Here is a 24711-nt window from a genome sequence, read left to right as displayed (position 1 = left end):
TATAAATACAGGACTGGCTTTTACAAAGCTCCCGCCGCAGTTTTATCTAGCACCCCTCCACCTAAGTGAGCGGTAATATTCATTGCTTGTAGCACCGGTAACCCATTCAACCCAGATGGGTAGTCAATTACACTGACAGCCCCATTACCTTGGCGGAAATTCCAGAAGTTATCAGCGGATAAACCCAGAATGTGGCACAGCAAAGTTTTATTAGTTGCGTCGTGGGCTACTACCAAACCTGTTTGGAGTTGTTTCTCCAGAGCATTTTGTATAATTTGTTGCCAAGCTGCCACACTCCGCTGCCAAACTTGCTCTAGGTTTTCACCTTTTGGCATTTGTACCTGGGCGGGTACGAGTCGCCAGCGCTGCAATTCTCCGGGGAATTCCTGTTCTATCTCTGTTTCTAATTTACCTTCCCACAGTCCGTGACTAATTTCTCTCAAACCATCTTGTAACTCCAAGTTGACCCTAGGATGGTGACTCAATATCAGTTCTGCGGTTTCCTTGGGGCGGAGCATAGAACTACTAACAGCAAAATCAATCACCACATCTTTGAGAAATTCCCCAGCTTTGCGCCCTTGTTGTTGACCATTATCATTGAGGGGGACATCTATTTGTCCTTGGAATCTAGTTTGGCGATTCCATTCCGTTTCTCCATGACGGACTAACAACAGTCGCACTCCCTGATGACCCGGTCGCAAAGAGGGTAAAGTTTCCCCCAAGTGTTGGGTCTGATTGAGAGATTCTAACTGCACTGGTTCCCCTAAACCACCGGCGAAATTGAGGACACTAATACAACAGTTAGATTGCTGTAAGCTATGGTAACGACTGGGGGGAATTCCCAAAGCCGTACTAATCAAAGCGCGATTAATCCCATTATGGGCGACTATGAGGATAGTTTCCCCTTGATGAGCCTGGAGAATTTCCTCCCAAAATGACCGCGCTTGTTCATAGATAGCTAGGACGGGGAAATGTTCTGTGGTTCCATCCTCGAGTAACATCCGCAATTCATGGGGGCGCTGTTTCCAGGTGCGGTAATCTTCAGGAAACTTTTCTTTAACATCAGCACTGAGCATTTCTGCCCATAAAGGCAAATCAATTTCCATCAGTTTATCAGCAACCAGGGGAGTCACAGACTTTGTAGAATCAGTTGCTAACTCACTATATATAATCTCAGCTGTTTTCTTAGCCCGCTGGAGAGGACTGGTATAAATAGCATTAAATGCAATATTACTGAGGGCTTTTCCTACCTTACTCGCATCTGCACAACCTTTTTCTGTTAACCTTGAAACGTCAGTGCGTCCCTGGATGCGGCGCTCGATGTTATAGCTGCTTTGTCCATGACGCACAATGATGACACGAGTCATCTGTTTAGCCCTCCTGTATTTCAAGGAATAATTCTACCAAAAAACGTGCACAGTCCCCCTAGTTTCTCACTATGGGGGTGTAGTGGCCTAGGGACTACAGGAGTGTCAAAACAATTACTGATAAATTCGGCATTTTGGCAGACAGATTCACACCTAGGGATGAATCGCACCGGGCGCCAGTGATGTAAATTTCCAGGTAACCACCTTAGAAGAACTTATATCAATGATGCTGATAGCGATCGCGCGGCGTAAGCCATATAATCGGTGCAATTCTCCCTCTGCTGCTAGTCCTCAATTCTTAGAGCGGGGTTCTGGTAGATAAACCACCCCCAACACTCCCAGCTGACTAATACATCAAGTTTCGTTGATTCATGATCACTTGTCCAGACCCCAGAGAAATTATGCTTGCTTGACACTGCCCTGCCTAAAGGCGAGGGGATTCTACATTCATTGATGCTACTTGCTGAGATAGCCTTTCGGCTACCAAAGTAGAGGTAGCGTCTCCTGTAGCGTTACTTCGGGCTTGCCCAGCCCTAGCTTGTTTTGCAAGATTTAAAATATTGATTGCAGCATTTGTATCTCTATGCAACTCACAACCACAGACACATACATGTGTACGAGTTGATAGAGACTTTTTAACAATGCGACCACAATTGCTACATTTTTGACTTGTATATTGTGGAGCCACTGCAATAGCTATTCGACCAAATTTACTCGCAAAATACTCAATCCATTGCCTAAATAAATACCAACCAACATCGGATATTGATTTAGCTAAATCGGCTCGCCTAACTATCCGCACCCTTTTGATTGACTTTAAAGGATACAGATGAATATCCCATTTACCAAGAAGTTTTAAATCACCAATGCCTTTTTTATCGGTAAAAGTAATTTTTCTTTTGGATGGGTGTAGCTTCCACCCAGAGGTTTTGTATTCTACGGATCTATTATCCTTTTGGAACTTAGGATACCCCTTTTTCCCTTTTGATGATTTTTTACAATTGTCATAAAATCTTTGTATTGATATCCATGCCCTCTCAGACGCTGACTGAACAGCCATTGAATTAAGGTCGGACACAAACTGATATTTGTTGCGTAACTCTGTTGAGTACTTATTTAAACTAAATCTATTTATTTTGGCGTCTTGGGGGGAGTCCATCCAATACCTAATGCTTTTATTGCGTACAAACTGAGTTGTACGAATCGCTTCCTCAATAGCTTTGTACTGATTAATAGACGCTTTTATTTTATACTCAAGAGTTTGCAACAGTTATCACCTCCTGTTTGTTTATTGCATATGTTTATTATACGAGATAAACTAAATTATTAGTCAAGAGGTATTAAAATAATATGGGACATTTTTCTTGCGAAGAATATAGGCATGAAGGTAATGCCGTCTCTTTGCTTAATTATCATTTTGTCTTTATTCCAAAAAGAAGGAAAAAAGTTTTAGTCAATGGAGTAGCAGATAGACTTCAAGAAATTATATGTGACGTTTGCAATGAAAATCGATGGCGTATCATCGCATTAGAGATTATGCCAGATTATGTGCATCTTTTCTTAAATGCGAAACCAACAGACAATCCTTCTCAAATAATGAGCAGAATTAAAGCAAGAGCTAGTCATCATCTAAGACAAGAATTTCATGAGTTGCTAAAACTTCCAACTTTATGGACTCCTAGTTATTTTGTTTCAACAGCAGAAAATATATCCACAGCCAATGTGATTGAATATATAGCAAAACAAAAAGGATAGGTTCAACTGGGTAATGTTGTTATGGCGTAAACGCCATAACCAGCCTTCATCCCTTGCCTAAAATACGAAATACGGTGCTACGCACCTGTTTCTCAAGGGTTTTCGGCATATTTCGTATAATTTCTCTTTGGATTCATGATTAATAACCTAGTGCTAACCGGTACTTTCATAAAAAGCTAAAAATTGCTCCTGATTAATTCTGCCACACTGATACAGTGTTTCTGTAATTTCCGAAAGTGTAAACACAGAATGAGCTTGATAACCATGATCGAGTAATCGAGCTTTTACACCTTGTTCATGGTCAATTAAGACGACAATATCCTGAACATTCAAGCCTTCTGATTTTAACTTCTGCGCACCTTCCATCACACTTTTACCAGTGATCAGAATATCATCAACCACCGCCACAGTTTCCCCCGGATGAAAATTACCCTCAATTAACCTGCGGGTTCCGTGTGCTTTGACCTCCTTGCGGGGGAAAATTAGCGGACAATGCAAACGCAAAGATAAACCCGTAGCAGTGGGTAAAGAACCGTAAGGAATACCTGCTAACCTATCGAACTGAAGATGATTTAAAATTTCCGCATAAGCAGTGAGAACCTGATTAAAAATCTGAGGATTGGAAATAATTTTCCGTAAATCAATGTAATAGGGAAAAGTAGCTCCAGATGCTTGTACAAAGCTGCCAAACATAATACAGCCGACATCATAAAGTTGTAAAATCAAGTCTTGTTGGGGGTGGAGACTGACAACGGAAACATCAGGTAACCATAAAGCACAGGTAGAAGCATTACCGACAATATCAGTTTTAGCTTGATTAATTTCTGCACGTAAAGACTGGATCTGAGCAGCTAATTGGGGTTGACTTAAGATATCTTGGGGAACAGGAATCAATAACCCATCGCCGTTTTTATTTAACCCAGCTGCTAAAATTTCCTTGATATTACTTCCCTGCGACCAAATACTGCGGGCCATAATGACCCGTTCTGGCGCTGTGGAGCGAATGCGAGCTAAAACTTCAGTATTTGTTGTCCCCACCTCCAAACCTAATTGTTCTGGAGTTCCCCAATTCCTGGACTCCTTGACTACCTGTAAATACAGAGGTGATTCTTCTGAGGGATATTTTTGTAAAGCTTCTGCTCCCGGATTAGAAGTAGAACATAAAATAAAGACGGCTTTATCAAGGTAAACTAAAAACGGTGCGACATGGTCTTGACCTGTATAAGGACTGAGGGTAACAGCATCTACATTCAATTGTGTAAAGACCCGATGAGCAAACACAGTGCTACTATTTAAATCGCTATGTTTGGCATCCAAGATTACCGGGATATGACTAGGGATAATTGCTAAAGTGTTTTCTAGCAGTTCTAAACCGGGAATACCCAAAGCTTGATAAAGTCCGAAAGTCGGCTTATAAGCACAGACATAATCACTAGTTTCCCGGATAATAAATTCTAGCCAATTGTGTAAGTTAGCAATGATATCCTCAGATGTGTAATGTGCTGGGAGGAGTTCTGGATTGGGATCAAGGCTGACAAACAGTAAGCTCTGATTCTGTAATATACTAGCCTGTAATTTATCAAAGAAGTTCATTTTTATACTACCTGATTTAAACTAATTAAAAAAATCGAGAAATTAAGGGTTGATAGTCACAATTTACCCCCACCTGATTCCCCCGGTGGTTCTGTTGGCGTTTCCACTTCCCAAGGATGCTAGAAAAGTTACTCAAGTCCTGCAAAGGGACTATAACCATGGTATGTTAACTGTTAACACAACCTCAAAAATTATGTTAAGAGGGTGAAATAATTCTTGGAAAAACTCTTAAAAATCGCCAGAATCATTGACATTTGTACTGAAAAAATTGGCCAATTAACCAGTTGGCTGGTGCTGGTCATGGTCATACTTGGAGTATGGAATGTTTCAGGGAGATACTTAGGGCGGTTTGTGGGGATTAATCTAACTTCTAATGCTTACATAGAAGCCCAATGGTATATTTTCGCCTTACTTTTCTTGTGGGGTGCTGGTTACGCCTTAAAACATAATGAACACGTACGGGTAGATGTGTTTTACAACAATTGGTCACCCCGGCGGCGAGCATTAGTAGATTTACTAGGAAGTATATTATTTTTAATACCATTTTCTCTAATGGTGATATTTTTCTCCTGGGGTAGTATTGTGGATTCCTGGCAAATTTGGGAAACATCCCCAGACCCTGATGGTTTACCCCGCTACCCCATTAAAACTATGATTATTGTCTGCTTTGTGTTGTTAATTATGCAGGGAATTTCTCAGGCAATTAAAAATTGGGCTATTTGGCAAGGTAGACTCGACGGCGTGGCGTCAACCATACCCCCGGAGGAAGATGATGACACTGGATTATGAATGGCTAGGGCCGGGTATGTTTGCGGGGGCTTTGGTGCTGCTATCCCTGGGATATCCCGTAGCTTTTTCCCTGGGTGGGGTATCAATTATATTTGGTATACTGGGAATTGCCCTGGGTGTATTTGACCCGATTTTTTTCACCGCCATGCCCCAGCGGATTTTTGGCATTATGGCTAATTATACCCTGTTAGCCATCCCCTATTTTATCTTTATGGGGTCAATGCTGGAAAAGTCTGGCATAGCCGAGAACCTGTTAGAAACCATGGGGATTATCCTAGGACGCTTACGGGGGGGACTGGCTTTAGCGGTGGTGTTGGTGGGGGCGCTCTTAGCAGCAACTACAGGTGTGGTGGCTGCTACGGTGGTGGCTATGGGTTTAATTTCCCTGCCCATTATGCTGCGTTATGGGTATAATAAGGAACTAGCCACAGGTGTAATTGCAGCTTCGGGTACTCTGGGGCAAATTATCCCCCCTAGTGTGGTGTTGGTGGTGCTGGGTGACCAGTTGGGGGTTTCCGTTGGTGATTTATTTATCGGTTCATTGATTCCCGGCTTAATGATGTCCGCTGCTTTTGCAGCCCATGTGCTGATTGTGGCATTTCTCAAGCCTGAGTTAGCGCCAGCTTTACCGGCGGAGGTGCGAGAAATTGGCGGTAAGGCTTTGGGAAAAAGGATATTTCAGGTCATGTTACCGCCTTTGATTCTGATTTTCCTGGTATTGGGTAGTATCTTTTTTGGGGTTGCGACCCCTACAGAAGCGGGCGCTGTAGGTTGTCTAGGAGCCATAGTTTTGGCTGCTGCTAATGGTGAACTGACTTTAGCCGCTGTGGGTCAGGTGTGCGATGCTACTTTAAAAATTACCACTATGGTGATTTTTATTTTATTGGGTTCCACTGCCTTTAGTTTAGTGTTCCGGGGATTGAATGGAGATCAATTTATGTTTGATGTCCTGGCTAATCTTCCTGGGGGGACTATAGGCTTTTTGACTGTGAGCATGGTAACAGTATTTATTCTCGGCTTTTTTATCGACTTTTTCGAGATTGCTTTTATTGTTGTCCCCCTATTTGTCCCGGTAGCTCAACAGTTGGGTATTGATTTGATTTGGTACGGTGTGATTTTGGGCGCAAATCTGCAAACTTCCTTTCTCACACCGCCCTTTGGTTTTGCATTGTTTTATCTGCGTGGTGTCGCCCCCCCAGAAGTCACCACATCTGATATTTATCGCGGCGCTATCCCGTTTATTTTGCTGCAAATCCTGGTTTTATTGTTAATTATTACCTTCCCAGGGATTGTCAGTTTTTTACCGAATTTAGCGATGTGAGGAAGGTGATAGCTAATTTCTCAACTCATTGAGAAATTAGCATAACTCAATTCATTGACACGGTTCCAGTCAAAAACTTGCTGACGGAAAGCTTTCCACTGTTGGTAAACTTCTTTAAAGGTGGTGTCCTGACTAGCATTTTCTTCTAGGAACTCAAAGGAGGCTGTTTGAGATGCTTGCATAATTTCTCGACTGAAGGGAACTAATTTAGTCCCCCCAGCGGTGAGTCTGGCTAATGCTTGACTATTTAAAGCGTCATACTCACAGAGCATATTCATGTTGGCTTCATAGGCTGCTGTTTTGAGGATGGCTTGGTATTCTGGGGGTAATTGGTTCCAAGCACTACGGTTGATGAGGATATCTAATGTCGGTCCTGGTTCCGACCAACCGGGATAATAGTAAAATTGGGCGGCTTTGTGTAAACCCAGTTTCTCATCATCGTAAGGACCGACCCACTCAGCTGCATCAATGGCGCCCCGATCCAGTGCTAAGAAAATTTCCCCCGCTGGTAATACTTGTACGTTGACACCCATACGAGACATGATTTGACCACCAATTCCGGGAATACGCATTTTTAACCCTTGGAGGTCGGCCACGGTGTTAATTTGTCGTTTAAACCATCCCCCCATTTGGGTCCCGCTGTTACCGGCGGGAAAGTTGATAATGTTGAAGTCGCTATAAATTTTTTGTATGGTTTCCAGTCCCCCCCCATGATACAGCCAGGAGTTCTGTTGTTGGGCGTTGAGGCCGAAGGGTACGGTGGTACCAAAGGCTAAGGCTGGGTTCTTGCCGGTATAATAATAACTGGCTGTATGTCCACACTCTACTGTTCCGGCTTGCACTGCGTCCATGACTTGTAACCCCGGTACTACCTCCCCTGCAGCAAAGGGTGTAATGGTAAAACGCCCGTTGGTCATTTCTTTAACTCGCTTGGAAATTACATCTGCACCGCTAAATATGATTAGAGATTTCGTCCAGCTGGTGGCCATGCGCCACCGAATATTGGGCTGGCTGGTTTGGATGTTGGCGGCGCTTTGGGTACGACCACATGCAGCTAATGTTACCGCAGTTCCTGCGGCGATCGCAGCTGTGTTGAGAATTTGGCGACGTTTAATCATGCTTGGTAAATTTATCAGCGCTAATTGGTGGGTTATCCGTAATTTACCAGTTTTTTACAATCTAGCTGCACGTAAAGCCGCACCAATTAGCCCTACTTCTTGGTTAAGAATAATATGCACGGGTATATCTTCCAGGATGGAACGCATCCGCCCTTTTTGGCTGAAGTTTAACAGAAAATTGCCGTTTTTCAGGAGGGGGAGAATTTTGGGGGCGATTCCACCTGCAATATATAAACCACCATAGGGGAGTAATTTTAGGGCCAGATTACCCGCTTCAGCGCCGTAAATATCCACAAATAATTTTAGGGTTTCCACTGACAGGCGATCGCTCCCTTGGACTGCTGCGCCGCCGATGGCCGCCCCCGGGTCAACGCTTTTTTCCATCTGTCCGGCTTCTTTTTCCCAGGTTCTGACAATTTCGGCAATTTCTGGTGATTCGCTGTATACTTGGCGATCGCGTAAAAATTGGTAAATTGCCACTATACCCTGTCCTGAAACTACCCTTTCTACAGACACCCGTTGAATATCATGTTTATCGAGTAGATATTTCAACAGCTGAAATTCTAGCTCATTGCGGGGGGCAAAATCCCCGTGTCCACCTTCGGAGGGAAACACCTGATAATAGTTCCCCTGTTTAATCATAAACCCTTGTCCCAAACCAGTACCCGCCCCAATAATGGCAATGGGTGCTTCTTGTTTGTGTTTCCCAACTTGCACAGTCAGCAGGTCTTGTTTACTTAATCCAAAAATACCGTAACCCACGGCGGCAAAATCGTTAATTAAGCACATAGATTCAATGCCTAATTCTTGTTTTAACCGGTCAGTATGGAGAAACCAAGTTAAATTAGTCAGCTTGGCTGTATTATCTACCACTGGACCGGCGATCGCAAAACAAGCTTTTTGGGGTGTGGGGGTATGAAGCTCAAGGAGGAACTGCTGGACTAAGGGGACTAAGTCGGGAAAATCTCCACTAGGGTAAGTTTCCTGTGCAATGGTATGTAAATCTCCAGCGTCCACCAACCGCAAAATAGTTTTAGTGCCGCCAATGTCTCCTGCTAGTAACAAAGTCATAGAATTGAGGATGGGAATTAATTAATTTGTCTGTGCTGTCAAAAATCCTCATTCAGGATTTAAGCAAATCGAACCACTTCCTCTAAATCAGTTAAATGGGAAGTATCTCCTTTTAGTTCTAGCAACCATTCTGGCCCTTGGCGCACGATTTTTACTAAGGAACATAAAGAAGCCGTGACTTCTGTTTTAGCAATGTCCCCGACTAACCCCATTGCCGCACCTTGTACAGATGCACCATGTCCTACCAGCAAGATATTTTCAGGATAGCATTCACTAGCCAACAATTGGGCAGTTTTTCCAGAACGCTCTTGTACTTGTACCTCGGTTTCTGGATATTCCGCCCTGACAAGTGGTGTATAATCAGAATCTATTCTGGGAAATATGTCCCTCAACTCAGAAATTGAGTGTATTTCCGGTGCTTCGGTCATCCAGTGGGGATTTAACCACTCACTCAAACCTGTTTCTAGTTTAATCCTTAAATTTAAAACTTCTGCCACGGCGTTGGCTGTTTGTACAGTGCGCAGAAATGGGGAAGCAAAAATATGAGTAATGGTTTCTGTTTGCAGACGTTGAGCTAACTGCACAGTTTGCACTATCCCATCTTCAGACAAAGGCGGGTCATAACGTCTGACTGCTGTGAGAAACCAGTCAGGGTGAACGAAATCCAGACGGTTAGCGTGTCTGGCAATCCAAACTATTTGATTCATAAAACCATTTCATCGCCAGTTTCCTAGATCACCTAGCCCGTGAATTGTACCATGAAGCGGCGGTCAATCCAGTCTTTCCCACACCAGAAAACCCGGTGGGGGGATGAAGTCAAAGCGCCTCTAGTGGCGATCGCTCGTTTGTCCCCAGTCCCAATTAAACTTAAATATTCTGGCTGTGGTCTATAGAGTTTCAAAGATTTACCTGATAATATTCTTTGTAAATTCTCAAACAATGGTTTACCCTGGCGTACCGCAAATACTCCAGCTTTAGGACAAGGATGATTTACCATCGTCGCAATATCCCCCGCGGCAAATACCTCTGGGTGAGTTTGACTTTGTAAAGTATCTCCTACTAAAATAAATCCTTGCTCATCTGTACCTAGTCCTGTGGTTTTTATCCATGGGGGTGCGGATGCTTGGGTTACCCAAAATACTTTTTGGGACTCTACCAATAACCCAGATCCACATTTTACCTGGAACATTGCCGGTGTTTCCCCGCGGCTGTGTTGGGGTGCAATTTCCGCCACGGGTTCCCCTAGATGTAAATTTATCCCCCGTTGAGTTAGAATCTGCTGCAATTGACCTTGCACTGATTGGGGATAATTGGGTAACAGTTGCTCCTGACGCCCGAATAAATGAATTGTCAAACCCTGATTTTGTGAGCTAATTCTCTGTAAATGAGTTTGCATGGATAGTACTAACTCCACACCCCCCGCACCACCACCGACAACAGCTATACTTACGGGTTGCTCAGGGTTTTTAGCTACATGTTCTAATAGTCCATACCAATGTTCTAACAATTTTGGTACTGGTTTAGCAGCAATAGCATATTCTGCAGCACCTGGTACAGATATTGTAGATGGGGTGCTGCCAATGTCAATAGATAGGATATCAAAGTTTACTGGTGGACTTGTAGCACAAATCACCCTACGGTTTTTCAAGTCTAGTCCCACCGCTCTATCAATATATAACTGTGCATCAGCAAAGTTAGTTAATTTTTGTAAGTTGATGTGACACTGTTTGTAGGTATAAAAACCGGCAATATGACCGGGTAACATACCGGAGTAAGGTGTATTGATATCTGGGGTAATTAATGTTAAATCAACTCCTGGTAAAGGATGGTGGGCAAAGTTTTTCAACACGATGGCATGGCTATGTCCACCACCAATTAATACTAAATGTTTGTTGGGCATTTTTCCCTACTCAAATCTTTAGACTTTAATCTCAGTTGGGGATATTGCGATCGCCTCTCAAGATTTAAATGAACTACCCCATTTTCAACGTAGTCAGATGGGTTTCTACATCCCCATGAGTACTATGTTTACGTTTACCTCAAAACAGGTATGCGTAGACCTTCCCTCACGAATTGCGAGTTTATACCACGCTTAGTCCTCGAAACTGGACGACTACATCATCAAAGTCGAAGTCACCGCCGCCGGATATGTCCTCAAAGCCGAAGACATTGTTACCCAACAAGCGGATCTGGTTGCTATTACCGGCGACAAATAGGTTACTAAAGTCAGGTCTCACTGAGTTGAGGTCACCATTCGCGACTAAGAATGGTAGCAGGACATAGTCTGACAAGTCAAGACTAGAATTGACTTGAAAGGTGCTGCTTAAGTCTATAATTTGGTTATTGGTAACGCTGCGAGTCAGCACCGCATTGTTACGCACCGCACTCAGATATGCATTGCGATCGCCTAGTCCAGCTATACTGTCACCAGTTAGCCTGTCAACCACTGCCCCTGTAGTTTTGTCTGCCAAGTAGAAGCCCACTAGATTATCAAAAGCAGCTTCCCGGTACAGGGTAGTATCCACCTTCACAGTGATTCTGTCCCCAGTCACTCTAGAAGTGTCGAGGTTACCCAGGTTAATAGCTTCCAGTTGCTCACCATTGACTTCAATTTTCTTGGTTAAGATTTCTATACTATCCGCACTGCCCAGACTACTAGCAACAATCTTCAAGTTACCACCAGTCAGAGTAAAATTATTCCCTGTAACACCACTAATGGTTAAGGGGGTAATAGTGCCATTGGCTAAATCTCGCAATTGGAACCTCATCATATTACCATTTTCAGGGGAAACCCTGATTGGGAATGACTGTAGGTCGTCAAGGATAGACTCCCTACCAAAAAAAGGTAGACCTGAAGCACTACCGGGAGTAGTGAGAATACTTTGAGTTCTACCGTCCCCAAAGACAATCTGCAGATCCTGAGATGATGGGGTTGAACCCGTTACAGAGAATCTAAAGACAGTATCAAAGGTTTCCTGTAGAGGTGTTCCGGTGTTGGGGTCGGTGATATCGATGATAGTTACACTACTTTGTGGACTTTGTGGACTTTGTGGACTTTGTAGACCAGTAGCACCGCCTATATTAGCGCCTATATTGTCGATAGCAAGAGTATCAACCTCGATAAATCTACTTCTCTGAGGGCTAACATTTCTATTCAAGTTTTGATAGACAAAGATGCCTTCTTCACCAGGGTCAAAACCTTGAACATCATCAGCGGTAATAGGAATTGACCATGTGCCATCAGACCCTACAGTAGCTTGTTTCCCGGGTCTCTTACTATTAGGCTCACTGTCGAACCGGAGCATAATTTCTGCCCCTGGTGTACCAGTACCAGTGATATTAAAACCATCAAGCCTTTCTTGTCTGTTAACTTTGTCATCTGCCGCTACCAAGTTAATTACCGGGGCTAATGGTGCTATCAATGAAGCCGGACTGTTGGGATTTCCATTAACATTAAAGGCGGCTCCTGCTCGCACAGAAACTTCTAACCCTGTTTCACCAGGGGCATCACGGTCAAGTACATTAGTGGTTACTAACAATTGGTATTTCGTGGGGCTGACTGTTGTAAATGCTCCCTTAGTACCATTGGTAACCGTGATATCTTCAGCGGTGAAGCCGGTGACAGGTTCACTGAAGGTGAAGGTGTAACGAACCCGAAATCCATAGTTACTATTTCCACTGGGAAAGGCATCTACTGCCTGACTGGTGATACTAATCGTCGGTGATTGTGACATAGAAATTACTTCTCAAGACAAGGTTAAATAGACAGTTACACTGACGAAACTATGAAGACAAACATCAAATCAACTAGATATCAAAGGATATCGATAGCAGAGTGAAGTTCGGGTAGAGTGACACCAATAGCTTAAATATCTTTGTTCTTAGACAGGGCGACTACCGTGACGTCAAGAATCTCGTTCAATATCAGGATGATGGAACGATAACTAGGGAATAAAAACTGTTAATACTCCCACTAGTATTTAATTAGCAAGATTCGCCACAGAAATCCGGTTAATTTTATGGCAAAAACCTAAATTCCGGGGTAGCTGGGTAATCTATTCCAGTCGGATTTATCCGACTTTAGCTTTGAGACAGGGGTTTTTAACCCCTGGCTCCTGCTTTTGACCAGTCAGCAGTCAGCAGTCAACCGTCAACCCCAACCCCAACCCCGCACAGTCTTGTGAAGCGATCGCGTAACCCACCCAAGCTACAATCTAAGCTAAAATGTTTCCATTCAATTACTGTCCCCAGCGAGTGGAAACCCTTACATTTTAAACCCTGTAAGAAGTCTAGAGGCTGTTTCCGATAGCGATAGCGTGGCGTTAGCCATGGTTCAATAAACCTAACGGCTAAATGGACTTTAGCATACTAACAAAACTCCCGAAACCCTTATACAGCAAGTGGCCGAGGTTCAAAATGTTAGAGTCACTATTTCAGCTTTTTTGATTGAACTTCGGCAATAGTTGACTGGTGCATTACAACAGTACTGACGATACTAAAATTAATGCTTTCAATTGGATTTCTTTACAAAACTTTACGTCGCGATAAATTTTACGCGCATCTTGTCTTTACCCCTGATTCTACTAATGTACCAGATTTAGGGAATATCAAGTATTTAGGTATCTGAGTATTTGAGTATGTGTTATCCGATCTGCTTACAGCAGCGCTTTAAGATGAAGGGAATTATTGAAATGATCGAGTCTGTAGGCGCAAGGATAGTTTATTTATCACCGTATTCACCTGAATTTAACCCCATAGAACATCTCTGGTGGCAACTCAAAGCATTTATCAGTAAGTTTTCACTGAAAAATATTTTGGCACTAGTACAACTCTTGTCACTAGGAGTCCTTTTATGCTCAAGCCAGCAACTCCAAAACTATTTTTCTCACTGCTGCTACTGTACCAGTTAGTCGCGCAAAGTGCTGTATTTACAACTTTCCAACCTTCAGGAATCATAATCAAGCATCTTTAAAATATACACCTATGTTTAAAAATCATAATCATGATAAAAATGACTTAATTTATTGCTAAATTAATAATGATATCGGCAAGAAATAATAGTTATATAAACATCATCAACAGCATAAACTAAACGATTTGTATCATCAATCCGCCGTGACCAAAATCCGGCTAAATTTTCCTTGAGAGGCTCTGGCTTACCGATACCCTCAAAAGGCATCCGCATCGTGTCCTCAATCAACTTATTGATTCTTATGAGAGTCTTTTTATCTTGCCCTTGCCAGTAAAGATAATTACCCCAAGCCTCATCAGTCCAAGCTAACATTCTACTCATTTAACAAATCTCGCTGCACCACTTTCCCCTGCTTAAATTGAGTAATGGAACGTTCTAAATGGGCTGCATTTGCCGGAGACTTCAATAAATACACAGTCTCCATGAGACTATTAAAAAACTCCAGGGACATCACCACCGCATCATCAGCATCCCGTCTGGTGATAATTGTATAGTCGGCATCTTCTGTCACCTGGTCTAAGACCGTTTTTAGACTATTTCTGGCCTCGCTAAAAGAGATAATTTTCATTTGGGGAGAACCTGTACTGTTTACTGTACAAGTATAGCGGGTTTGGGCAAATTGTACAATCCCCAGACTAACCGCTGAGTATCAACTCAGGGGATAATAAAGACCATCTTCAGGAGAAAATTGCCATCCCATGCTCATCGGGTCGCGGTGACGTGTATAGGAAATAAATTCCTTAGTGCTTTTGCGTTCTCTTTCATTAATCAGAGTTTGGGAACTAATACCGAGTCTTTGAGCCAGACTGATATTTGTTCTGGGTTGTAACTCAAGCGGGGCTTGGTGTGCATATACTTGTCTGCGCCCTTTGGAATTAATCCGCCCAGAGGCAATCACCCGTTCTAACTTATCTAACTGTTGAGCCATAGCTTGTAACTTAGTTTCCACACCTAAACCTTGAGCAGCAAGGTGGGATTGGAGTTCTGTTATTTGTTCTTCCAACCGTAATACAGACGGACTAGTATTATCAACATTCACCTCAATACCGCTATCAAATTCCGATATCAAATCTGTCAAAGCTTGCAGCAGAGAGATTGTATGTCCCTGACGATTTATTTGACACTCCCCACGGCTAGAAGCCGGGGGATTCTTGCCTCACGGGGACTCCAATGAATTTACCCGCGCTAACGCGCCGCTCCGCTAGTATTTAATTAGCAAGATTCGCCACAGAAATCCGGTTAATTTTATGGCAAAAACCCAGTTTTAAGCTGTTGTTGAAGATGAAATAGTTTACAGATTCTCATTAGTCATCTCGTACAATACGTTCCTTATAATACACATGCAATCCTTATTAATACTGATTTTTCAGTAGCTCTGTCCCTACTACCATAACTAAGCGATCGCTATGCAGCGTCAATCATCCAAAAAACTGAATAATTAATGAATAATGAAATTTAGATACAGAATCGTTAGTAATATTTTGACCGTCGCCCGAATTTACCCCCCATCAGCGATCGCACTACCACCGAAATAGTCCTGAGTCCCCAAGGGAGAAATATTACAGTAATTCGGGGGTAACTGGGTAATCTATTCGAGTCGGATTTATCCGACTTGAGCTTATGGCTAACGCCACGCTATCGCTATCAGACAGGGGCGAAAAACCCCTGGCTCCTGCTTCTGACCAGTCAACCGTCAACCGTCAACCGTCAACCGTCAACCGTCAACCGTCAACCCCAACCCCAACCCCGCACAGTCTTGTGAAGCGATCGCGCCATTTTGATGTGTGGTTCGTCCTCTTCTACAGGTATAATCTCGGCAGGTTGACCCTGACCCAAATAAGAAATCACCAAATTTGCAGCTTCTAAACCTGTAACATAAGCCTTTTCCTGGGACCAAGAACCGTGACGATTGATAATCCAATCACCACTCATAAATACATTCTCAAAACTCGTCTGAGCGGGTAACATATGACGATAACTACCCGGAGCAAAATGGGTAACCGCATTGGGTAAGCGAATGACACTACTATCAACAACTTTAGCCTCCCCAAATCCGGGGACACAAGTTGTCAAATACCCCTTGACTATATTCACAATATCTGCATCACTCATGGGCAGAAACTGATTAGCATGATAAAAATCAGCTTCTATGACTGTTCCCGGTTCCTGCTGATACTCATCATGTAAAGCATTTAAATCAAAAAACGTCCATCCCGTGGTGTCATCAAAACCAAAGCAAGCATTAGAAGCACGGGGGACATTAACCTTACGGTCAAACCATAACCGGGTAGCTAAAACGTCAATAGCGCCTAAATTATTTAAATTCCGAAATTCAGGGCGGCTTTGTAAACTGGGACTATGGGCGACAATTTTTTTCATCCCTGTTACACCCACAGCAAAAATCACAGCATCTGCATCAAACACCTGATCACCGCACACCACACCGCGGGCGCGATTCTGACTATCTATAACTATATCAGTTACAGGATGCTGGGCTAAGACCTTTCCCCCAGCTTGGGTAATTTGTTCCACCCAGGGGCGAAAGATTTTTTCCCCCACCGTTCCCCGACACCAAACCACATCAAAATCAGCTTGATGGGCGAGGATAAAAAAGTACAGCATTCCCAGTGTAGCAGCAGCGGAACACTGTTCACCGGGAGCAAATAAACCCACCAATAACATGGGTTCAAAAGCCTCTTGATAAAGTCGAGCTGAAACGCCAAAATCTTTAAACAATTCCCGCGCTGTGACAAAATCATAACGCCGCCAAGCCTGGTCGGAATTGTCAAAATCTATGAGAGAATAAAGTAAAGGTAAGGCACTCAGGCGGTCAGCCAAGGGTAATCTCTGAAACTGAGTGTAAATAAAAGTACCCAAAGGCGTCGGGAGCCGTGGTAAATTTTGAAAAATTGGGGATTCAACTTCTAACCCTGCTGGGGAATATTGCGCCGAACGAGTCCAGGTAGTGAAGGGATTAATTTTTAACTCATTAATCAGAGCAAAAATATTTCTGTAAGGATACCAAAAGCCGTGAATTCCTGCTTCTACAGATTTCCCAGCGGTGGTTTTCCAACCGGCAACTAAACCCCCAGGATATGCTCCAGCTTCTAAAAGTGTAACATCATACCCTTGTTTTGCCAATTGGTAGGTAGCACCCAAACCCGCCCAACCAGCACCAACTACTATTACACGTTTGCTTGGTAACCCTGCTGTCATCTTTTTCTTCCCCCAGTCCCGATTAATTGCGTTGTTGCTGGGCTGGTATCCATACTGTGAAAATTGAACCAACACCTACAGTAGATTCTACTTCAATTCGGCCGCGATGGAGTTCTACAAGTTGTTTAGTCAGAGCCAAACCCAACCCAGTACCTTCGTAGCGCCGGCGATAGGGTGTATCTAGTTGTTGAAATTTCTCAAACATCACCGGTAATTGTTCTTCGGGAATACCAATTCCGGTGTCTTCAATTTGAAAAACAGCAGTATGATCTTCTACCCAGACCCGCAAGATGACATTACCACCCCCGGGGGTAAACTTAATGGCATTGGTTAATAAATTCCAGAGAATTTGTTCTACTCGTTTAACATCAGCAGTAAAGATATTCCGTTGGGGATCGATTTGTAAATCTAGCTGTAAACTAACTTGTTTGCTATGAGCCTTTTCTGATAATGACTCTAGGGATGTTTGCGCTGTATGGGTTAAAGAAAACTCTGTTATATTTAAGACAGTTTTACCGGCTTCAATTTGCGATATATCCAGGATGTCATTAATCAGCTCTAATAAATGTTCTCCACTATCATGGATGGTTTGCAGGTAATCTCGTTGGCGTTGACTCAGTTCTCCTAGAGGCCAACGTAACAAAGTAGAAGACATCCCAATCACATAAGTTAAAGGCGTGAGTAATTCATGGCTGATGGTAGCTAGGAATTCGCTTCTGAGGCGACTAGCAGCTTCCGCAGCCATTAAAGCTTCCCGTAAAGCCGTTGTCCGCTCAATTACCCGTTGTTCTAAACTTTGTTTTTCTAGGGTGAGAATGTGGGCCGCTGTTTGCAAAGATTGCATTAACTCAGCTTGATGAATCGCAATGGCTAGTTGTTCGGCTATGGAAGTGAGTAAATTTTTATCACTTTCGCTCCACTCCCGTGGGGTGTGACATTGATGGGCGATTAGTAGACCCCAGAGATTCTGTTCAAATATGATTGGTGCTACTAACTTAGCCCTAACTTGGCATTTTCGTAGCAAGTTCAATAAACATTCTTCTAGGACATAAGTTTGTTCCACATCATCAACCACCAAGGTAAACCCCTGGCGATACTTTTCCAAACAGGTGGAGTTTTCTAGCCAGCAGTCATCTTCCCGATAATATAATACTGATGAAATAGCTCTTTCTGCCCGCTGTTCATAGACAATACAACCCCCTGTTACCTCCTCTAGGTCTACCTGATTCAAATTGTCACCCTTGACTCTACCACTCTGAAATTTATAGATTACTAATCTATCTAGTTCTAAAAACTCCCGTACCATACTAATGGCGGTCGCCATGATTACAGGTAAGTCTAGGCTTTTGCGAATCTGGGTGGTGACCTGATTTAACAGTCGCTCTTGGGCAATTTGTTTTCTTAAAGCCTCTTCTACAGGCTGACAAGCATTAACATCTGGGGAGTTGGCGCAGAGACTTTGTGTATTTTTTTCAGATGGTTGTACACACAGATACTCTAATAATAATAGTGTAAATTGGGTTTGGATCTGAGCATCATTAGGTTTAACTAGCTCTCGATAGCGTTCCAGATTTTGGTGTGTGCGGGAATCTCCATCAAATAATTCCCCTACTTGGGAGACAAATAAAGCGATCGCCTGGGAATTAAATGTCAGACTAGTATTATATACTGTGTAGTTATCAGGCTGATAAGCAGTCAAATTCCCTACTAAAAGGACGCTAAATTTATCGGATACTACCACGGTAAATCTCCGATTTTGCCACTCTCCCGGCGTAGAAATTGTCACCAAGATTGCATCAGTTACTACCCGTGCAGCAGTTCCGATGACTTGAGCCATCTGCTGTAACAATTCCCCAAGCTGATTAAATACAACTAAGGGTAAGTTTCGACAAAAACTCAAATCAGGAGAACTAAGCATTTTTAGGGTCTGGTAAGAATTGGCACGGGGAACAGAGGAAAATCTCTTTGAGAGTTGATTAATACTATTTAACGGGGGTAATGGACACCACAAAAACAGTGTTATATTCAACAGTTTAAGGGAGTAATAGAAAATTATGCATCGTATCAGCGCCACACCGGGGGGATGGAATCAGTCAGAAGGGTTAGTTTTGATTGAACAATCTCCCGCTCCTTTGGTATTTATTACTGCCGCTGATACTGACATTCAAACCCTAGCAGCAGCGGTAACTCAATTACCACCAAACTTCCCAGCCATCAGGGTTGCTAGCCTGTTGCAGTTACAGCAAGAAATCAGTATAGATTCCTATGCAGAGGAAGTTTTAGAATTTGCCCAAGTGATTATTTTACGTTTGTTAGGAGGACGTTCCTATTGGGCCTATGGTTTAGAAGTAGTGCAAGATATTGTCAAACGTCAAGGTACAACTCTTATTGTAATACCTGGTGATGATGGTCTAGACCCAGAATTAATTTCCCAATCTAATTTACCTTTAACTGCTGTTAATCAAGTATTACAGTATTTTCGGGAGGGGGGAGTGGAAAATATTGTTAACGCTTTTGAGTTTATCTGTGATACCTGTCTTCATACTTCCTTCCAACCCTCACCACCCCTAGCAGTCCCCCGTGTCGGCTTGTATAACTGGGGAATGGAGACTAGGGAATCAGCAATAGCCAAAGTAGGCATTCTGTTCTACCGCGCTCATTATTTATCTGGTAATACTAAAGTAATTGATGCCTTGTGTACAGCCCTAGCGCAACGTAATTTACAACCTGTCCCGGTGTTTGTTTCCTCATTGCGTGATCCTGATGTTCAAGCAGAATTAAGGGAGTTATTCAGTGGTCAAGGTAGGGAACTGGGGGTACTGCTAAATACTACCAGTTTTTCCCTAGCCCGCTTGGAAGCAGAAGCACCCCAGCTGGATTTTTGGCAAAACTTGAATGTGCCAGTCTTACAAGTTATCCTCAGTGGTGGTGGTGTGGAGCAGTGGGAATCACAATTACAAGGACTTTCCCCCCGGGATATGGCCATGAATGTCGCTCTCCCAGAGGTAGATGGGCGGATCATTACTCGGGCTGTATCTTTTAAAACTATCCAAAAGCGCCACCCTGACTTAGAAACAGATGTGATGGTTTATGAGCCAGTCAGCGATCGCATTGAATTTGTGGCTCAACTAGCAGCCAACTGGGTAAACCTCCGCTCCCAGGCACCGCACAAGCGCCGCATTGCCCTGATTTTGGCAAATTACCCCAATCGCAACGGCAGATTAGCTAATGGGGTGGGACTGGACACCCCCGCCAGTTGCATAGAAATAATTAAGGCTTTACAAAATGCCGGTTATGTGGTAGAGAATGCCCCCAGAAATGGAGATGAATTAATCGACAGCCTAACTAGTGGAGTCACAAATGACCCGGAAGGTAGAGATTTTCGCCCTGTCCTCCAAAGTGTAGACCGTGAAGACTATCAAAAATATTTTGCCACTTTACCCATAACTGTACAGCAAGAAATCACCCAAAGATGGGGATGTGCTGATGATTTCCCCATTTCAGGAATCCAACTGGGTAACATATTTGTAGGGATTCAACCCCCGCGGGGTTATGACATTGACCCCAGTTTAAACTATCATGCACCAGACCTAGTACCAACTCATGGTTATTTAGCCTTTTATTATTGGGTGCGGGAAATTTTCCAAGCTGATGCGGTGGTTCATGTGGGCAAACATGGGAACTTAGAATGGTTACCCGGTAAAAGTGTGGCCTTATCCAGTCATTGTTATCCGGAAGTGGCTTTTGGCCCAGTTCCCCATTTTTACCCCTTTATTGTCAATGACCCCGGTGAGGGTTCTCAAGCTAAACGACGGGCCCAAGCGGTAATTTTAGACCACCTCACTCCCCCCATGACTAGGGCGGAACTTTATGGAGCACTGCAACAGTTAGAAAATTTGGTAGATGAATACTATGAGGCGGAAAGTTTAGATCCGGGACGTTTACCGTCAATTCGCGATCGCATATGTGAATTAGTGATTCAAGAAAATCTCCACCAAGAATTAGGCATTGCTGATCAAAGGGATATTTTAAAATTTGAATCGGTAATTTTAAACTTTATTGGTGGTTATCTGTGTGAACTCAAAGAAGCACAAATCCGCGATGGGTTACATATTTTTGGCCAATGTCCCCAAGGGCGACAACTACGAGATTTAATAGTCGCGATCGCCCGCATCCCTAACCCCTACTCCATAGGTATCACCCGTCACCTAGCCACAGAATGGGGACTAGACTTTGACCCCCTAACTGGAGATTTTCACACTCCCCTATCAGAACTTGATCAGCAAATTTTAGCCAGCATCACCCCACAAACCTGTCGCACCGTCGGCGATGCTGTAGAGATTCTGGAAATACACGCCGCCCAATTAGTAGAAGAACTCCTGAATGGTTCCCCCGTCTCATCCCCCCCTCTTAACTGGATTCAAACCCAACTAATCCCCGCCTTACAACAAACCCACGGCGAAATTACCAACTTACTACGGGGACTCAATGGTGAGTATATCCCCAGCGCACCCTCAGGCGCACCCACACGGGGACGGCCAGAGGTTTTACCCACCGGGAGAAACTTTTATTCTGTGGATATTCGCGCCATTCCCACAGAAACCGCCTGGGATGTGGGGAGAAAAGCCGCAGAAAATGTCATTGAATGCTACACCCAAGAAAACGGCGAATATCCCCAAACCTTGGGTTTATCTTTGTGGGGTACTGCAACTATGCGCACCGGGGGTGATGATATCGCCGAAGCTTTAGCTTTACTGGGTGTGCGTCCTGTTTGGGACGGTGCGGCGCGGCGTGTGGTGGATTTTGAAATTTTACCTTTGAGCATTTTGGGTCGTCCCCGTGTGGATGTCACCTTGAGAATTTCGGGATTTTTCCGGGATGCTTTCCCCAATTTAATTGACTTATTCGGTGCTGCTGTGAACGCGGTGGCCGCCCTCAATGAACCGCCGGAGTTTAACCCCCTGGCGGCACAAGTCGAACAAGATACTCAGTGGTGGATGGAACAAGGGTTAACTGTGGAATCAGCGAGAGTGCGATCGCAATACCGGGTGTTTGGTTCTCAACCTGGTGCTTATGGTGCAGGTCTCCAAGGGCTGATGTCCTCACAAAACTGGACTGATGATCAAGATTTAGCTCGTGCTTATATTAACTGGAGTTGCTACGCTTACACTAGTGGTAGTTCCCCCGATACTCAAGGGGAATTGCTCGGCATTTGTGCAGCACAAGCCTTTGAGCAACGCCTGCAAAAAATGCAAATTGTTTTACACAACCAAGATAACCGGGAACACGACTTACTCGACTCTGACGATTATTACCAATTTCAAGGGGGTTTAACAGCAGCCGTGCGATCGCTACAAGGAAACAACCCGCAAACTTATTTTGGTGACAATTCCCATCCGGCTCAACCCAGAGTGCGCACCCTGAGAGCGGAAATTGCCCGGGTGTATCGTTCCCGTGTAGTTAACCCCAAATGGATTTCAGGAATGATGCGCCATGGTTACAAAGGTGCGTTTGAAATGGCGGCGACGGTAGATTATTTATTTGCCTATGATGCCACAGCCCAATGTGTGGAAGACCATATGTATGAGGGTATTACACAAGCCTATTTACTAGATCCGCTAGTCTGTAATTTTATCCAAGATAAAAATCCTTGGGCAATGCGTGATATTGCCGAGAAATTATTAGAAGCACACCAGCGCGGTTTATGGCAGGATGTAAACAGCAAGACATTAGATCACTTGCGCAATCTCGTACATCAAGCTGAAGCCACTATCGAAGAACAATAAATCGGGAGACATGAGATGGACAATCTTGCATATTTATATTTAGCTGATGCCCACGAAAACAGTACATCTAGTGAATTAGTATCCTTGAGGGTCTTATTGCTCAAAGCACCCGCCCCAGACTGGAAAAGTTTTTCTGGTGGAGCCTGGAAGCACTTGTTACCCCTATTCGTTGCTGTATCTATTCTGAGTTCTATCAGCAGTGCTTTCGCGCTCCAACGAGGTGATCAAGGTCCTTCGGTAGCCAGCCTGCAAGGACAATTACAACAAGCAGGCTTTTATCGAGAGCAGATCACACAAGTATATGATTTTTCCACAGAAGATGCTGTACGGCGTTTTCAAGCAGCTCAGGGTTTAGTAGTTAATGGGATTGTGGGAGTACAGACACGGCAAAAATTAGAGCAATTGCTCACACAACCAGTGAGTCAGTCAGCTTCCACAGCCAGTGTTTCTGGCGTAGTAGTTCCTACGATCAACGGTAATAATGCGGAAGTTCTTCCAGGTCTGACTAGTGCTAGTACACCATTTGACAAAGCGGGAACTTCCACACCCAAGACCCCAACAGTGACTACTGCGAAAACTTCCACTCAACGCGCTCATCCCCAATTGTTGCAAAGAGGTGACCAGGGCGAAGATGTCAGGGTTCTACAGGAAAAGCTGCGAGTTGCAGGTTTCTATTCTGGTAACGCCACGGGGGTCTTTGGTCCGGTGACGGAAGAAGCTGTCAAACAATTCCAAAGAGCTTCTAAATTAGATGCTGATGGCATTGTTGGCCCAGCCACACTAAGAAAATTGCCACCTGTGGGCGTTGGTGGAGGAGTAGCAAACCCTCCCAGACAGACGGCTAATTCAGACAACCTGAGAATGGGTCATCGCGGTGAAGCTGTGAGAGTGCTGCAACAACATTTGATCGCAGCGGGATATCTCAATGGAGCACCCACAGGGTATTTTGGTCCGAGTACTGTTGATGCTGTCCGCAGGTTTCAAGGCGATAATTACCTAGCCGTCAGTGGAATTGCTGGACCAACTACCAGAGCTAAGTTATATAGCTTGATTAACACTGGTAAGCCGGGTAATTTCAGTGTGTTAGAGATTCAAAGGCGACTACAAGAACAGGGTTTCTATCGAGGCCAGCTTAACGGGATTATGGGGGATGAGACTCAACGGGCTATTCAGCAAGCGCAAAGATTTTATGGCATCAGTCTAGCTGATATTACTAGCCGACACTTTTAGTTGATATGCTGCCTACAAAGGGGTGATAGACCGTTGGCATTTAGGACAGACTGCATGAATTGTCATTTGACAGTCCAGGAGGTGAAATCCTTCTTTCTGAGCGGTTTTTGAACCTATTTTTAAAATTGAGTCGTTTTTAAACTCGATGGTCGCGTTGCATTTAACACAGATTAAATGGTGGTGATGATGGGGAGAGGGTTGGTTAATTTCGTAATGCTTATGTCCTTCTCCCAATTCTAGTTCCCGCAAGATCCCCATGCGTGCCATCAATTTCAAGGTTCGATAGACAGTTGAAAGGCTGATTCCTTGACCCTCACTTTCCAGTCGATGATAAAGATCCTCAGCACTGAGATGTTCACCTTGGGGAAGTTCTTGGAAAATGTGTAGAATCGTTTCCCGTTGCGGTGTTAAACGCCAACCCTTGTCATTTAGTTCGGCCTTGAGTGAAGAAGATGTGTAAACAGTCATATGAATTCTTTTCTCAACAAAGCTT

20 protein-coding genes are annotated in these 24711 nt (G+C 43.8%); 6 read left to right on the top strand and 14 right to left on the bottom strand.

Translation table 11 applies throughout. The features are described 5' to 3' along the window. Positions 1 to 20 precede the first annotated feature (20 nt). On the bottom strand, positions 21 to 1367 hold the full coding sequence (locus tag IM676_RS02375) for a histidine phosphatase family protein (RefSeq protein ID WP_200988808.1): 1347 nt from the start codon (positions 1365 to 1367) through the stop codon (positions 21 to 23). A 424-nt stretch (positions 1368 to 1791) separates the two neighbouring features. Continuing rightward, the gene (locus tag IM676_RS02370) at positions 1792 to 2634 is read right to left on the bottom strand and encodes an RNA-guided endonuclease InsQ/TnpB family protein (RefSeq protein WP_200988807.1); all 843 of its coding nucleotides are present in this window, start codon (positions 2632 to 2634) and stop codon (positions 1792 to 1794) included. Between the two features lie 83 nt (positions 2635 to 2717). Here IM676_RS02370 and tnpA point away from each other — a divergent pair, with 83 nt between their 5' ends. Next, a complete protein-coding gene (tnpA, locus tag IM676_RS02365) occupies positions 2718 to 3122 on the top strand; it encodes an IS200/IS605 family transposase (protein ID WP_200988806.1) in 405 nt (134 codons plus the stop codon). Between the two features lie 153 nt (positions 3123 to 3275). On the opposite strand, the gene IM676_RS02360 is transcribed toward tnpA, so the two are convergent. After that, complete coding sequence (locus IM676_RS02360) at positions 3276 to 4715, bottom strand: bifunctional orotidine-5'-phosphate decarboxylase/orotate phosphoribosyltransferase (RefSeq protein ID WP_200988805.1); 1440 nt, start codon at positions 4713 to 4715, stop codon at positions 3276 to 3278. A gap of 216 nt (positions 4716 to 4931) precedes the next feature. Between IM676_RS02360 and IM676_RS02355 the strand changes: the two genes are divergently transcribed. Continuing rightward, positions 4932 to 5504 (top strand): TRAP transporter small permease subunit, encoded by a 573-nt coding sequence (locus tag IM676_RS02355; protein WP_200988804.1) that lies wholly within the window; start codon positions 4932 to 4934, stop codon positions 5502 to 5504. Beyond that, a complete protein-coding gene (locus IM676_RS02350) occupies positions 5488 to 6825 on the top strand; it encodes a TRAP transporter large permease (RefSeq protein WP_200990049.1) in 1338 nt (445 codons plus the stop codon). Before IM676_RS02355 ends, IM676_RS02350 begins: the two co-directional genes overlap by 17 nt. A 20-nt stretch (positions 6826 to 6845) precedes the next feature. Here the strand turns inward: IM676_RS02350 and IM676_RS02345 are convergent, their stop codons facing one another. The 5 genes from IM676_RS02345 to IM676_RS02325 form a co-directional block, all read right to left on the bottom strand. Further along, complete coding sequence (locus tag IM676_RS02345; protein ID WP_200990048.1) at positions 6846 to 7940, bottom strand: TRAP transporter substrate-binding protein; 1095 nt, start codon at positions 7938 to 7940, stop codon at positions 6846 to 6848. Between the two features lie 57 nt (positions 7941 to 7997). Beyond that, on the bottom strand, positions 7998 to 9014 hold the full coding sequence (locus tag IM676_RS02340) for a glucokinase (protein ID WP_200988803.1): 1017 nt from the start codon (positions 9012 to 9014) through the stop codon (positions 7998 to 8000). Positions 9015 to 9073: 59 nt separating this feature from the next. Then, positions 9074 to 9721 (bottom strand): histidine phosphatase family protein, encoded by a 648-nt coding sequence (locus IM676_RS02335; RefSeq protein WP_200988802.1) that lies wholly within the window; start codon positions 9719 to 9721, stop codon positions 9074 to 9076. 32 nt (positions 9722 to 9753) lie between these two features. Then, the gene (locus tag IM676_RS02330; protein WP_200988801.1) at positions 9754 to 10914 is read right to left on the bottom strand and encodes an FAD-dependent oxidoreductase; all 1161 of its coding nucleotides are present in this window, start codon (positions 10912 to 10914) and stop codon (positions 9754 to 9756) included. A 181-nt stretch (positions 10915 to 11095) separates the two neighbouring features. After that, positions 11096 to 12748, bottom strand: coding sequence for an Ig-like domain-containing protein (locus IM676_RS02325; protein ID WP_200988800.1), 1653 nt, complete (start codon positions 12746 to 12748; stop codon positions 11096 to 11098). 903 nt (positions 12749 to 13651) lie between these two features. Here IM676_RS02325 and IM676_RS20170 point away from each other — a divergent pair. Beyond that, positions 13652 to 13924: a transposase gene (locus tag IM676_RS20170; RefSeq protein WP_200988799.1), complete on the top strand. Its 273-nt coding sequence runs from the start codon at positions 13652 to 13654 to the stop codon at positions 13922 to 13924. Positions 13925 to 14046: 122 nt separating this feature from the next. Here IM676_RS20170 and IM676_RS02315 read toward each other — a convergent pair whose 3' ends face one another. The 5 genes from IM676_RS02315 to IM676_RS02290 form a co-directional block, all read right to left on the bottom strand. Beyond that, positions 14047 to 14307 (bottom strand): Txe/YoeB family addiction module toxin, encoded by a 261-nt coding sequence (locus IM676_RS02315; RefSeq protein ID WP_200988798.1) that lies wholly within the window; start codon positions 14305 to 14307, stop codon positions 14047 to 14049. Next, positions 14300 to 14554: a type II toxin-antitoxin system Phd/YefM family antitoxin gene (locus tag IM676_RS02310; protein ID WP_200988797.1), complete on the bottom strand. Its 255-nt coding sequence runs from the start codon at positions 14552 to 14554 to the stop codon at positions 14300 to 14302. The genes IM676_RS02315 and IM676_RS02310 overlap by 8 nt, the downstream gene beginning before the upstream one ends. Positions 14555 to 14635: 81 nt before the next feature. Next, a complete protein-coding gene (locus IM676_RS02305; RefSeq protein WP_200988796.1) occupies positions 14636 to 15064 on the bottom strand; it encodes a hypothetical protein in 429 nt (142 codons plus the stop codon). A gap of 650 nt (positions 15065 to 15714) precedes the next feature. Next, positions 15715 to 17202 (bottom strand): hydroxysqualene dehydroxylase, encoded by a 1488-nt coding sequence (locus tag IM676_RS02295; protein ID WP_200988794.1) that lies wholly within the window; start codon positions 17200 to 17202, stop codon positions 15715 to 15717. A gap of 22 nt (positions 17203 to 17224) precedes the next feature. After that, positions 17225 to 19120, bottom strand: a complete 1896-nt coding sequence (locus IM676_RS02290) for a GAF domain-containing sensor histidine kinase (protein WP_200988793.1) — start codon at positions 19118 to 19120, stop codon at positions 17225 to 17227. A gap of 136 nt (positions 19121 to 19256) precedes the next feature. Between IM676_RS02290 and cobN the strand changes: the two genes are divergently transcribed. Then, a complete protein-coding gene (gene cobN / locus IM676_RS02285; protein ID WP_200988792.1) occupies positions 19257 to 22988 on the top strand; it encodes a cobaltochelatase subunit CobN in 3732 nt (1243 codons plus the stop codon). A gap of 15 nt (positions 22989 to 23003) precedes the next feature. Further along, positions 23004 to 24218 (top strand): peptidoglycan-binding domain-containing protein, encoded by a 1215-nt coding sequence (locus IM676_RS02280; RefSeq protein ID WP_200988791.1) that lies wholly within the window; start codon positions 23004 to 23006, stop codon positions 24216 to 24218. Positions 24219 to 24230: 12 nt separating this feature from the next. Here IM676_RS02280 and IM676_RS02275 read toward each other — a convergent pair whose 3' ends face one another. Then, positions 24231 to 24686, bottom strand: coding sequence for a Fur family transcriptional regulator (locus tag IM676_RS02275; protein WP_200988790.1), 456 nt, complete (start codon positions 24684 to 24686; stop codon positions 24231 to 24233). Between the last annotated feature and the right edge of the window lie 25 nt (positions 24687 to 24711).

This window comes from Anabaenopsis elenkinii CCIBt3563 (assembly GCF_015245355.1).
In the GTDB taxonomy this organism is placed as follows: Bacteria; Cyanobacteriota; Cyanobacteriia; order Cyanobacteriales; family Nostocaceae; genus Anabaenopsis; species Anabaenopsis elenkinii.
Note: the sequence above shows the minus strand (reverse complement) of the source record. Positions and strands in the feature narration are given on the sequence as shown.